At 61.5% G+C, this 11,904-nt stretch carries 10 protein-coding genes; 6 read left to right on the top strand and 4 right to left on the bottom strand.

The genetic code is table 11. The annotated features are described in order from the left end of the window. Positions 1–151: 151 nt before the first annotated feature. The 4 genes from metF to GFU70_RS26750 all read left to right on the top strand — a co-directional run bounded on the left by metF (position 152) and on the right by GFU70_RS26750 (position 5,124). Positions 152–997, top strand: a complete 846-nt coding sequence (metF, locus tag GFU70_RS26735; protein ID WP_058544207.1) for a methylenetetrahydrofolate reductase [NAD(P)H] — start codon at positions 152–154, stop codon at positions 995–997. An 84-nt stretch (positions 998–1,081) separates the two neighbouring features. After that, positions 1,082–2,179 carry a hypothetical protein gene (locus GFU70_RS26740; protein ID WP_116643661.1) on the top strand — a complete coding sequence of 366 codons (1,098 nt, stop codon included), beginning with the start codon at positions 1,082–1,084 and terminating at the stop codon, positions 2,177–2,179. 33 nt (positions 2,180–2,212) lie between these two features. Beyond that, positions 2,213–2,989 (top strand): substrate-binding periplasmic protein, encoded by a 777-nt coding sequence (locus GFU70_RS26745; RefSeq protein ID WP_153389037.1) that lies wholly within the window; start codon positions 2,213–2,215, stop codon positions 2,987–2,989. A 266-nt stretch (positions 2,990–3,255) separates the two neighbouring features. Continuing rightward, on the top strand, positions 3,256–5,124 hold the full coding sequence (locus GFU70_RS26750; RefSeq protein WP_058544209.1) for a DEAD/DEAH box helicase: 1,869 nt from the start codon (positions 3,256–3,258) through the stop codon (positions 5,122–5,124). Between the two features lie 246 nt (positions 5,125–5,370). Here the strand turns inward: GFU70_RS26750 and GFU70_RS26755 are convergent, their stop codons facing one another. The 3 genes from GFU70_RS26755 to GFU70_RS26765 all read right to left on the bottom strand — a co-directional run bounded on the left by GFU70_RS26755 (position 5,371) and on the right by GFU70_RS26765 (position 8,588). Continuing rightward, positions 5,371–5,967, bottom strand: a complete 597-nt coding sequence (locus tag GFU70_RS26755) for a YceI family protein (protein WP_058544210.1) — start codon at positions 5,965–5,967, stop codon at positions 5,371–5,373. A gap of 32 nt (positions 5,968–5,999) precedes the next feature. Next, positions 6,000–6,551, bottom strand: a complete 552-nt coding sequence (locus GFU70_RS26760) for a cytochrome b (protein WP_058544211.1) — start codon at positions 6,549–6,551, stop codon at positions 6,000–6,002. Positions 6,552–6,833: 282 nt separating this feature from the next. Then, the gene (locus GFU70_RS26765) at positions 6,834–8,588 is read right to left on the bottom strand and encodes a flavin monoamine oxidase family protein (protein ID WP_153389038.1); all 1,755 of its coding nucleotides are present in this window, start codon (positions 8,586–8,588) and stop codon (positions 6,834–6,836) included. 223 nt (positions 8,589–8,811) lie between these two features. On the opposite strand from GFU70_RS26765, the gene GFU70_RS26770 reads away from it, so the two are divergent. Both GFU70_RS26770 and GFU70_RS26775 read left to right on the top strand, forming a co-directional pair. Continuing rightward, a complete protein-coding gene (locus tag GFU70_RS26770) occupies positions 8,812–10,218 on the top strand; it encodes an adenosylmethionine--8-amino-7-oxononanoate transaminase (protein ID WP_058544213.1) in 1,407 nt (468 codons plus the stop codon). Positions 10,219–10,513: 295 nt separating this feature from the next. After that, positions 10,514–11,233 (top strand): 16S rRNA (uracil(1498)-N(3))-methyltransferase, encoded by a 720-nt coding sequence (locus tag GFU70_RS26775; RefSeq protein WP_153389039.1) that lies wholly within the window; start codon positions 10,514–10,516, stop codon positions 11,231–11,233. Positions 11,234–11,256: 23 nt separating this feature from the next. Here GFU70_RS26775 and trhA read toward each other — a convergent pair whose 3' ends face one another. Then, positions 11,257–11,874, bottom strand: a complete 618-nt coding sequence (trhA, locus tag GFU70_RS26780; RefSeq protein ID WP_018609564.1) for a PAQR family membrane homeostasis protein TrhA — start codon at positions 11,872–11,874, stop codon at positions 11,257–11,259. Between the last annotated feature and the right edge of the window lie 30 nt (positions 11,875–11,904).

An 11,904-nucleotide genomic window follows, 5' to 3' on the forward strand; every position in this document is an offset into this window, starting at 1 on the left:
GTGGGAGCAAAGCTTGCTCGCGATGCAGACACCTCGATCCAGCTATCGGAGCGAGGCGAAGCCAATCGCGAGCAGGCTCGCTCCTACATGAACCCGCTCCCACAAGGGCTATGCAAGCCTCTCCGGCCTACGCGTTTCCAAGGATATGACCATGTCCCAAGACCGTCGCTACAGCTTCGAGTTCTTCCCGACGAAGACCGATGCTGGGCATGAAAAACTGATCGCCACTGCCCGCCAGTTGGCCAGCTACAACCCCGACTTTTTCTCCTGCACCTATGGCGCCGGCGGTTCGACCCGTGACCGCACCCTGAACACCGTGCTGCAGCTCGAAAGCGAAGTCAAAGTCCCGGCCGCACCCCACCTGTCTTGCGTGGGCGACAGCAAGGACGACCTGCGCAGCCTGCTGACCCAGTACAAGGCCGCTGGCATCAAGCGCATCGTTGCCCTGCGCGGCGACCTGCCATCAGGCATGGGCATGGCCAGCGGCGAACTGCGCCACGCCAACGAACTGGTGAGCTTCATTCGTGAAGAAACCGGCGAGCATTTCCACATCGAAGTGGCTGCGTATCCAGAAATGCACCCCCAGGCACGCAACTTCGAAGACGATCTGCGCAACTTCGTACGCAAGGCCAACGCTGGCGCCAATAGCGCGATCACCCAGTACTTCTTCAACGCCGACAGTTACTTCTATTTCGTCGAGCGCATACGCAAGCTGGGCGTCGACATTCCTGTCGTGCCAGGCATCATGCCTATCACCAACTACAGCAAGCTGGCGCGCTTCTCCGACGCATGCGGTGCAGAAATCCCACGCTGGATCCGCAAGCAGCTGGAGGCCTACGGCGACGACTCCTCCAGCATCCAAAGCTTTGGCGAGGAAGTCATCACGCAAATGTGTGAGCGCTTGTTACAAGGTGGTGCACCGGGGCTGCATTTCTATACCCTTAACCAGGCCGAGCCCAGCCTCGCGGTATGGAACAACCTCAAGCTGCCGCGCTGAATGACTTGATGCGGTGGTACAAAGAGGCCTTGGCGAAAACCAAGGCCTTTTTTTTAAGCAAAGATATCCGGAGGATTGCAGTAGATGCCTAATGGTCACAGGTTAACGACCCCACAACTCATTTACCTGGTCTACGGGGCCGAAACCTATCACCAGGAAGCGTTGTTCAGCATCGCCAGCGCGTTGGCAGGCCTACGCAAGACGCCGGACGATGCATTGGATATCCAGGTGTTCACCGACAATCCCGTGCCGTATGAAGGATTGCCGGTGCGTGTGCGCCCGTTGGACAACGAGACCCGCAAGGCCTGGATCGAACCCCACGGTTATCACTTCCGTGCCAAGCATGTGGTGATGCAGAAAGTCCTTGAAGAAGCCGAAGTGGCGTTGCTGATCGACACCGACACTTTTTTCCATTGCTCACCGCTCGAACTGTTTCGCCGCGTCCAGCCTGGCACATTGCTGTGCAATGCCTTCGGCCTGACCTATGGCGCCAACAAGGACGCCGGGCTTTACCTGACACTGGCCGACGCACTGCGCCAACGGCAGTTGGCAGACGATGACATGCCCTTGTTGAACTCGGGGGTCATCGGCCTCAACTGCGTCGATGCCTCAGTCCTGGATCGCTCGATCGCCCTGATGGATGAGCTGTATCCATTGGCACAGGGCGCCTACACATTGGAAGAGTTCTGCCTTTCGGTGGCGGCCTATCGCTCGGTGCAGGTGCGCGAATGTCCGGACCTGATCCATCATTACTGGAGCCGCAAGCAACTATTTCGCGCCAAGATCAAAGCCTGGCTCGACAAACACCGAGCCGCACCGGTTTGCCAACTGGCCTTGGATGAAACCGGGCAAGTCACCGCCATCCTGCCCCGCCCACCGACCTTTCAGCGCCTGACCTACAAGTTCATCACCCTGGCGCTGCCCAGCCATAAACGCCAGTTCATGCGCGAGATCCTCTACGGCTGCTACCGCCACACCAACCAGTTCGATCAAGCCTGCGCCCCGGTCTGGTGGGAAAAGGCCTTGGAGAACGTCGAAGACCGCCGGAAGAAACCATTGCAAGACCATGAGCTCAAACGCTGGCTCAATCATCCACTGATTCGCCTGGTACTGGGTGAGCGCCGCGAAGCCATCTACGAGCACCTGATGCAGGCCACCAGGGCGCAGTCCAGAGGGCTCTAGCTATTTGATGAGCTCTCGTCGTAACCTCAGGCCATGCCCGTCATTGTCCAGCTGCTGACCGCCCTTCTTCTCTTGTGCCTGAGCATGGTTGCCCGGGCCGAGAAGTTGCGCATTGTCACTGAACCCTGGGCCCCATATGTCTACGAAGAAAACGGCACGATGCTGGGCCTGGACTACGAAACCACGGCCATCGTGTTCAAACGCCTGGGCATCGACGTGGAATGGCACTTCCTGCCGTGGAAGCGCTGCCTGGTGATGCTGGAGCAGGGGTTGGCGGATGGTGCGCTGGACATCTTCCACAGCGACGAGCGCGATACCATGCTGCTTTACCCCAGCGAACCGCTGTCGGACGTGGAGTTCGTGATGTTCTACGCCAATGCCCGGCCCCATCCGTTTCGCACGTTCGATGACCTGGCCGGCCTGACCGTCGGCACCTCGCCCGGTTACCTCTACAGCCAGGCCTTCAGTGAGTCGACCCTGTTCACCCGGGAAACGGCGCCAACCCACGAAGCCAATTTCGGCAAGTTGCAGCTGGGACGGATCGACCTGCTCATCACCGACCGCAGGGTGGGCCGACATGTGCTCGAACAAATGCAGTTGGGCGACCAGATCACCGAAAACCCGACGGTCGTGAGCCGTCAAAGCCAATACCTGGCGGTACGACGCAGCGCCGGGATGGATTTGCTGGTGCAACGCTTCGGTGCCGAACTCAAGCGCTTCAAGCGTGAACCGGCCTATGCCGAACTGAGCGCCCGTTACGGCGCCGGACCGATGGCCAAGGCCACCTCGCCCGGCCAGGCTCAACGTTGAAATAAACCGTTGAGCAGCAGGAAAGCGGCGCACGGCGTTTGCTCTGTTATACTCCGGCCTTCCCGCCAGGCTCACGCCCGGACGCCCGGCCTTGCAAAAGGCATCCCGACACCGCTACAGCGCCGCCTACGGCCCGCGCGAGCCTTGTCCGGACCCGCCTTCGAGGCCCGGCAGGACCGGACGGGATGACGTCTTTTTATTGAACGTCATTCGCGCCAGGCAAGACTATCCCATTGGGCCAGGCCCTCACTAAAACAGGATTACTCATGTCCTTTGCTTCCCTCGGTCTCTCCGAGGCTTTAGTCGGCGCCATCGAAGCCGCCGGCTATACCCAGCCTACCCCGGTGCAACAGCGGGCCATTCCCGCCGTGTTGCAAGGTCGCGACCTGATGGTCGCGGCGCAGACAGGTACTGGTAAAACCGGCGGTTTCGCCCTTCCGATCCTGGAGCGGTTGTTCCCCAACGGTCACCCAGACAAATCCCAGCGTCATGGCCCGCGCCAACCGCGCGTACTGGTCCTGACCCCAACCCGCGAACTGGCGGCCCAGGTACACGAGAGCTTCAAGGTCTACGCTCGCGACCTGAAGTTCGTCAGCGCCTGTATTTTTGGCGGCGTGGGCATGAATCCCCAGGTCCAGGCCATGTCCCGTGGCGTCGATGTACTGGTCGCCTGCCCCGGTCGCCTGCTGGACCTGGCCGGCCAGGGCAGCGTCGACTTGTCCCACGTGGAAATCCTCGTGCTGGACGAAGCCGACCGCATGCTCGACATGGGCTTTGTCCATGACGTGAAGAAAGTCCTCGCCCGCCTGCCCGCCAAGCGCCAGAACCTGCTGTTTTCGGCGACGTTCTCCAAGGACATCACCGACCTGGCTGGCAAGCTGCTGCACAACCCGGAGCGCATCGAAGTCACGCCACCGAACACCACGGTCGAGCGCATCGAGCAACGCGTCTTCCGCCTGCCGGCCAGCCACAAGCGTGCCCTGCTGGCGCACCTGATTACCGCCGGCGCCTGGGAACAGGTCCTGGTGTTCACCCGCACCAAGCACGGCGCCAACCGCCTGGCCGAGTACCTGGACAAGCACGGCCTGCCGGCTGTGGCGATCCACGGTAACAAGAGCCAGAACGCCCGCACCAAGGCCCTCGCCGACTTCAAGGCTGGCGAAGTGCGCATCCTGGTGGCCACCGACATCGCGGCCCGTGGCCTGGATATCGACCAGTTGCCTCACGTGGTCAACTTCGAGCTGCCAAACGTCGATGAAGATTACGTGCACCGTATCGGCCGTACCGGCCGGGCCGGTCGTTCGGGCGAAGCGATCTCGCTGGTCGCGCCGGACGAAGAAAAGCTGCTCAAAAGCATCGAGCGCATGACCAAGCAAAAAATTGCCGACGGCGACCTGATGGGCTTCGATGCCAGCACCATCGAGGCCGAGAAGCCTGAAGTGCGCGAACGTCCGGACGTGCGCAATCCGCGCAATGCCCGTGGCCCGCGCGGCGACGGTCCGAACGGCGGCGGTGGTGGCGGCGGCCGCAAAGACAAAGGCAAGGACAAGGGCAAGGAAAAATCGGCCAGCAACAGCAATGGCCGCGGCGAACGCCCAGCCCGCGAGCAGAAGCCCCGCGAAGGCACGCCAGCCCGTGAACAGCAGCGTCCAGCCCCCCGCGCAGCAGCCGATCGTGCCCCGGACGAGTTCCTGGACGACGATATCGATAACTTCGGTAACCGCGTCGACTACGTGCCACAGCAGAAACCGGCCCAGGGTCGCGGTCGCCGTCCAGGTGCCCCGGCACAAGGCGCTGGTGCAGGTGCACCGCGTAGCGGCCAGCCACAAGGTCGCCAGAACGGTCCACGCAACAGCAATGGCTCGTCCACCGGCACGCCACCGGCCAAGCGCAGCGGCCCACGCAACGGTGCCCCGCGTGACGGCCAGGCCCGTCGCGACGACACCCGCCCGCGCCGTCCGGCCCGTGACGACCAGCCTCGTCAGGAACCCGCCGTGCAGAACCCGCGCAGCAACCAGCCGAAGATCATGCACAAGGAATCGAAAGCCGATCGCTTCCCGACGCCTGAACAGCTGGATCAACTGCCAAGCCGTCCACGGGGCGAAAAACCAGCGCTGCTGACCCGCAATCGCTGAGTTTTTCCAAGCCGTACAAAATGCCCCAGGTCTCGCGACCTGGGGCATTTTTTTGGCCCAACACAATTCCAAATGTGGGAGCGAGCTTGCTCGCGATAGCGGTATATCAGTCAACATCGAAGTCGGCTGGCATGACGCCATCGCGAGCAAGCTCGCCCCCACAGGGTTCTGTGTATTACCCGAATCCGCGTAATAAAAAACGCCCCTGATCGCAAGACCAGGGGCGTTTTTTGTCAGGCGCGAAGGTTACTTCGCTTTGACACCTTCAAACGAGATGTACAGCTCAACGGCGTCGGATTGCGGACCCAGGTCCATCATCTTGCCGAAGTCGGAACGCTTGATGCTGGTGGTGCCCTCGAAGCCAGCACGGTAGCCGCCCCACGGATCCTTGCCTTCGCCCAGGAACGTGGCCTTGACCACGATTGGCTTGGTCACGCCGTGCAGTGTCAGGTCACCCATCACATCTGCAGTGTCTTTACCATCAGCGTTCTTGCCGGTGGGCTTGACGCTGGTGGACACGAACTTGGCATCGGCGAACTTGCCTACGTCCAGGAAGTCCTTGCTGGCGATGTGCTTGTCGCGTTCGGCGTGGTTGGTGAACACGCTGGCGGTACGTACGTTGAACTCGATCTTGCTGGCTTCAGGCTTGGCGGCGTCAAAGCTGAACTTGCCGTCGATGTCCTTGAAGGTACCGGTAATGTAGCTATAGCCCAGGTGGCTGATCTTGAAGTCGACAAAGGCGTGCTGGCCTTCCTTGTCGACGACGTAGTCAGCAGCCATGGCCTGGCCGGCCGACAGCAGGGCAGAACCGATTGCCAGGGCGGCGAGCGTCTTTTTCAACATGCTTTCTATTCCTTTGGAGTCGAGGTTGAACATCAGGCTTGGCGTCCCAGCATTCGCTTGAGGGTCGCGTCACGGTCGATAAAGTGGTGTTTCAATGCTGCCAAGGCATGAAGGCCGGAGAAAATGACCAACGCCCACGCCAAGTAGAGGTGAATCTGGCCGGCGACGTCTGCCTGATCGGGCAGTCCGGACACCAGCGCAGGAACTTCAAACAGACCGAACACCGGGATCCCCACACCGTCTGCGGTGGAAATCAGGTAACCGGCAATCATCACGGCGAACAACCCGAGATACAGTGCACTATGGCCGAGCTTGGCGCTGGCGCGGGTCAGGCGGCCATAGGTTGGCAGGGTCGGCGGCGGCGGGCTGACAACGCGCCAGATCACCCGCAGCAACATGGCCGCCAGCAGCACCAGGCCGATGCTCTTGTGCAGGTCCGGTGCGTCTTTGCGCCAGGCGCTGTAGTAATCCAGGCCGACCATCCACAGGCCCAACGCGAACAGCCCGTACACCGCCAGAGCAACGCCCCAGTGCAAAGCGATACTGACCCAGCCATAGCGAGAAGAAGAGTTGCGTAGCTGCATTGCTCATTTCCTGTAAAAACTGCGACCAAGACTAGCGAGTTATCTATCGATTTAAAGCGGAAAATTTCGCTTTGAAATATCGAGAAATACGATCATCAGTCTGGGATGAGTGGGTTAAGGAAAGATTAAAGGCAAGACGATGCGTGATAACGGGACGGACCTCATCGCGAGGAAGCTCACTCCTGCGCTGGCCTTGTGGGAACTAACTCGCTCGCGACAGCGGTTTCACAGGCAAAAAAAAGCGCAGCTGACACGCCACGCTTTTTTTTCTGACACCGAGCCTTACTGAGCCTTGGTCTCAGTCGCCGCCGGTGTTGTCGCTGCCGGCTTGGCCGCCGGTTTTTTCGCCGGTGTGGCTTTCTTCACTGGCGCTTTTTTAGCCGGAGCCTTGGCGGCTGGTTTTTTCGCCGTCGGTTTGGCCGCTGCTTTCTTGGCTGGCTCAACCTTCGCTGGAGCAGGTGCAGGTGGTTCCACCGGGGCCGGCGCAGGAGCGGGTGCAGGTACCGGGGCAGGCGCTACCGGCTCCGGTGCCTTGACCGGCTCTGGCTTCTTGTCGTCATCCGAGCCACCAAACAGGTTAGTGAAGAAGTTGCCCTTCTTCGCCGCCACCGCACCGGCCGCTGCCGCTGCCACTGGCGCGACCTTGGCCGGTTCGAACGACTTGCCCGCCGCCAGGTCTTCAACCTGGCTGGCGGCCCGTTGACCGCTGCGCAGCGCGCCTTCCAGGGTGCCCGGATACAGGGTGTCGGTGTGTTCACCGGCAAAGGCTACGCGCTGCAATGGCCTTTCCCAGAGGCGCCAGTACTTGCTGATCTGGCCCGGGCCAAAGGCCAGGTACGCACCGCCCATGGACGGGTCGGTGCTGTAGCGGCGGATTTCATAGCCGGTGAACGCGCCACGGGCCTGTGGATAAAACGCGTGCAGGCGGATCAGTACCTGATCGACCATCTGCTTGTCGCCGAACGCCTGCATCACCCGGGCGTTGTCGCCGGACAGGTTGATGACCACGTTGGCACCGCCCTTCATGGCCGGTTCGATCCACATCATGCCCAGGCCGGCGTTGCTGTAGATCTCACCTGACATGCGCGCCTTGCTGTCCCAGACCGGGGTCTTGAACTTGAGCATGATCTGGTCGCGCCAGCCGTAGTTGGTGCCCTTGATGGCGCCTTGATGCTGGGCGTCCAGGGCCGGGGTCAACTGGATCTTGTTCAGCGCCCGCAACGGCACTGCCAGCACCACGTAATCCGCCTGGTAGCCAACGGCGCCAACCTTTACGGTTACCCCGTCCTTGTCCTGGGAGATGGCCGACACGGGCGAACTGGTCTTGATGGTTTTCAGTTGCTTGACGAACGCCTGGGCCAGGACCGGGCTGCCGCCGAGCAGGCGCGAGGCCCGCCGGTCACGGTCGGAGACGCCGCGATAGACGCGGTTCTGCTGGGCGAAATACAGCAGCGACAGGCGCGAAGGTTCGTCATACCGAGTGCGAATTTCCTGGTTCACCAACTGCCGCGCCGTGGCCGGCAATTGCAGGCGGTCGAGCCAATTGGACACGGTGATCTGGTCCAGCGCGTGCAGCGTATTGTTGGCCGCCGGGTTCTGCGGGTCTTCGATGGAGCGCGCCAGGTCGTCCAGGGTGGTTTCGTAGCGCTTGAGGGCTTCGGCGGTGGCCGGCTGTTTGGTCGCCAGGTCCGCGGCGGTGAAGTAGGTGCCGTCGATCAGATAGCTGGGGGTGCGCACGAATTCCGGGGCCGGCGTGGTGCTCAGCTTGAAGGTGGAGATGTACTTGTTCAGCACTGGCTGGGTCTTCTCGTTGCCGATCCACTCGCTGGTGGCCATGCCCGAACGGCCGCCCAGGCTCGGCTTGGCTTCCAGCAGCGTCACGGCCCAGCCTTTGTTCTGCAGCTCATAGGCCGCCGTGAGCCCCGCCAGGCCGCCGCCGATGACGATGGCCGTCGGTTGTTTGTCCTTGGCCAGCGCCGAAACGCTGAACAGCCCTATCATCACCAGCGCACAGGCGCGTAGCCAACCAGCAGACATTCAACGAACTCCGGATTAAAACTTGGGAAACTTCAGCTTTCGAGCCAGTCGGCTCAGGGAACGGCGAAGAATACGTCAGCCATCAAAACGCCGCCAGCGACGTCTATCGCCTCGTTCAAAGTAGTGGGAATGACACAATGGGTTGTCCGCGGGGCCGCCATTGCATAGGCTTGCGCGATTGTTTTGCCCGCGCCCGCCGCGAGCCGCCTCGAGGAGACTGTAAATGGGCCTGAATAACCAGTGGATGCAACGCGACCTGGCGGTGCTGTGGCATCCCTGCACCCAGATGAAAGACCACGAACAGCTGCCGCTGATCCCCATCAAGCGCGGTGAAGGCGTGTGGCTGGAAGATTTCGAAGGCAAGCGTTATCTCGATGCCGTCAGCTCCTGGTGGGTCAACGTGTTCGGCCACGCCAACCCGCGCATCAACCAGCGCATCAAGGACCAGGTCGATCAGTTGGAGCATGTGATTCTCGCCGGCTTCAGCCATCAGCCGGTGATCGAGTTATCCGAGCGCCTGGTGAAGATGACACCCGAAGGCCTGACCCGGTGCTTCTACGCCGATAACGGCTCGTCCTGCATCGAAGTAGCGATGAAGATGAGCTTTCACTACTGGATCAATCGCGGCCGGCCGGATAAAAAACGCTTCGTCACCCTGAGTAACAGTTACCACGGCGAAACCATCGCGGCGATGTCGGTGGGCGATGTGCCGTTGTTCACTGAAACCTACAAGGCGTTGCTGCTGGACACGATCAAGGTGCCGAGCCCCGACTGCTACCACCGCCCTGAAGGCATGGGCTGGGAAGAACATTCGCGCAATATGTTCGCGGCCATGGAACAGACCCTGGCCGAGCACCACGACACGGTGGCGGCAGTGATCGTCGAACCGCTGATCCAGGGCGCCGGCGGCATGCGCATGTACCACCCGGTATACCTGAAGTTGCTGCGCGAAGCCTGCGACCGCTATGGCGTGCACCTGATCCACGACGAAATAGCCGTCGGCTTCGGCCGTACCGGGACAATGTTCGCCTGTGAGCAGGCCGGCATCACGCCGGATTTCCTTTGCCTGTCCAAGGCCCTGACCGGCGGTTACTTGCCGCTGGCGGCATGCGTGACCACCGACGAGGTCTACAGCGCGTTCTACGATGACTACCCGACCCTGCGCGCCTTCCTGCATTCCCACAGCTACACCGGCAACCCGCTGGCCTGTGCGGCGGCCCTGGCGACGCTGGATATCTTCGAAGAAGACAACGTCATCGAAAACAACCAGGCCCTGGCCCTGCGCATGGCGAGCGCCACCGCGCACCTGGCCGACCACCCGAACGTCGCCGAGGTGCGCCAGACCGGCATGGTGCTGGCCATCGAGATGGTCAAGGACAAGGCCAGCAAAACCGCTTATCCGTGGCAAGAACGGCGCGGCCTGAGCGTGTTCCAGCACGCCTTGGAGCGTGGTGCCTTGCTGCGACCGCTGGGCAGCGTGGTGTATTTCCTGCCGCCGTATGTCATCACCCCGCAGCAGATCGATTTCCTCGCCGAAGTGGCCAGCGAAGGCATCGACATCGCCACCCGGGACAAGGTCAGCGTGGCGGTGCCGAAGGACTTTCACCCGGGTTATCGCGACCCGGGCTGACACTGCGATGCACTGTTGGAACACTATTGTGGCGAGGGGATTCAGCGAAACGTCGCACCGAACCGCTGGGCTTGTAGGAGCTGGCGAAGCCTGCGATCTTTTGATCTTTTGATCTTTTGATCTTTTGATCTTTCGCTTGAGATTCAATTGTCTGGGGAAAGATCGCAGCCTCGTTGCACTCGACAGCTCCTACACCGCTCCTACACCGCTCCTACATAGCTCCTACATAGCTCCTACATAGCTCCTACATAGCTCCTACACAGCTCTACACATTTAACTTTTCCAGAGATTCAGTATGAGACTGTCCCGCTTCTTCATCGATGCGCCCCTGAGCCTCGGCGACCACGAACTGCCTGAAGCCCAGGCCCACTACATCGGCCGTGTGCTGCGCATGGCCGAGGGCGATGCCGTGCAGGTGTTCGATGGCTCGGGCCAGGAGTTTCGCGGCACCCTGGCCGAGGTCGGCAAGAAACGCGTGCGGGTGCAATTGGACGAGCAGTTCGCCGGACAGCCTGAATCGCCGCTGCGCATTCACCTCGGCCAAGGCCTGTCCCGAGGCGAGCGCATGGATTGGGCGATCCAGAAAGCCACGGAGCTGGGGGTCGGCGAGATCACGCCGATCTTCAGCGAACGCTGCGAAGTGCGCCTCAAGGACGAACGCGCCGACAAACGCCTGCTGCACTGGCGTCAGGTGGCAATCAGCGCCTGCGAGCAGTGCGGGCGCTCGAGCGTGCCGATCATCCACCCGCCCCTGCTGCTGGCTGACTGGCTGAAGCAGACCGAGGCCGAGCTCAAACTGGTGCTGCATCCGGTGGCCGAGCCCCTGGTCAGCCATGACAAACCGTCGACGCTGGCGTTCCTGATTGGTCCTGAAGGCGGTTTGTCGGACGCCGAAGTCGAACAGGCCAAGACCGCCGGCTACCACGCCGCCCGCCTCGGCCCTCGCGTGCTGCGCACCGAAACCGCGCCGGTGGTGGCGCTGGCGGTGGCGCAGCAGCTGTGGGGGGATTTCTAGAGTCAAATGTTGAACCCATGGCGCTAGAGCACGTAGAACAGAATCGCCACGAAGTGCAGCAAACTGCCGGCGATGACAAACAGGTGCCAGATGCCATGGGCGTGGCGTAGCCGATGGTCGAGGGCGAAGAAGATAATGCCCACGGTGTACAACACGCCGCCCGAGGCCAGCCAGGCAAACCCGGCGCTGCCCAGGGCCGCCAGCAGCGGCTTGACCGCCACCAACACGATCCAGCCCATCACCGCGTAGATGACGATCGACAGGATCCGCGCTTCGGAACGCGGCTTGATCTCCTGCAGTATCCCGATCAGCGCCAGCCCCCAGACGATTCCGAACAAGGTCCAGCCCCACGGCCCGCGCAGGGTCACCAGGCAAAACGGGGTGTAGCTGCCGGCGATCAACAGGTAGATCGAAAAGTGATCGACCTTCTGCATGATGGCTTTTTTGCGCCCGCGCACGCTGTGGTAAACCGTCGAAGCGCTGTACAGCACCAGCAAGGTGAACCCGTAGATTGCCACGCTGACGATCTTCCACGGATCGCCCGCCATACCGGCAATCACCAGCAACCACACCGCCCCGATAAAAGCCGCCACCGCCCCGACCAAGTGCGTCCAGGCGTTGAGTCGTTCCCCGTGATACATCCAGTCCCACCTCACATTCCAGAACAGAGG

The organism is Pseudomonas brassicacearum, from assembly GCF_009601685.2.
In the GTDB taxonomy this organism is placed as follows: domain Bacteria; phylum Pseudomonadota; class Gammaproteobacteria; order Pseudomonadales; family Pseudomonadaceae; genus Aquipseudomonas; species Aquipseudomonas kilonensis_B.

What these genes read in the sequence shown, in the direction of transcription:
- trhA (WP_018609564.1), bottom strand. Translation starts at nt 11,874, where the DNA reads ATGTATCACGGGGAACGACTCAACGCCTGGACGCACTTGGTCGGGGCG.
- GFU70_RS26750 (WP_058544209.1), top strand. Translation starts at nt 3,256, where the DNA reads ATGTCCTTTGCTTCCCTCGGTCTCTCCGAGGCTTTAGTCGGCGCCATC.
- metF (WP_058544207.1), top strand. Translation starts at nt 152, where the DNA reads ATGTCCCAAGACCGTCGCTACAGCTTCGAGTTCTTCCCGACGAAGACC.
- GFU70_RS26775 (WP_153389039.1), top strand. Translation starts at nt 10,514, where the DNA reads ATGAGACTGTCCCGCTTCTTCATCGATGCGCCCCTGAGCCTCGGCGAC.
- GFU70_RS26760 (WP_058544211.1), bottom strand. Translation starts at nt 6,551, where the DNA reads ATGCAGCTACGCAACTCTTCTTCTCGCTATGGCTGGGTCAGTATCGCT.
- GFU70_RS26755 (WP_058544210.1), bottom strand. Translation starts at nt 5,967, where the DNA reads ATGTTGAAAAAGACGCTCGCCGCCCTGGCAATCGGTTCTGCCCTGCTG.
- GFU70_RS26740 (WP_116643661.1), top strand. Translation starts at nt 1,082, where the DNA reads ATGCCTAATGGTCACAGGTTAACGACCCCACAACTCATTTACCTGGTC.
- GFU70_RS26765 (WP_153389038.1), bottom strand. Translation starts at nt 8,588, where the DNA reads ATGTCTGCTGGTTGGCTACGCGCCTGTGCGCTGGTGATGATAGGGCTG.
- GFU70_RS26745 (WP_153389037.1), top strand. Translation starts at nt 2,213, where the DNA reads ATGCCCGTCATTGTCCAGCTGCTGACCGCCCTTCTTCTCTTGTGCCTG.
- GFU70_RS26770 (WP_058544213.1), top strand. Translation starts at nt 8,812, where the DNA reads ATGGGCCTGAATAACCAGTGGATGCAACGCGACCTGGCGGTGCTGTGG.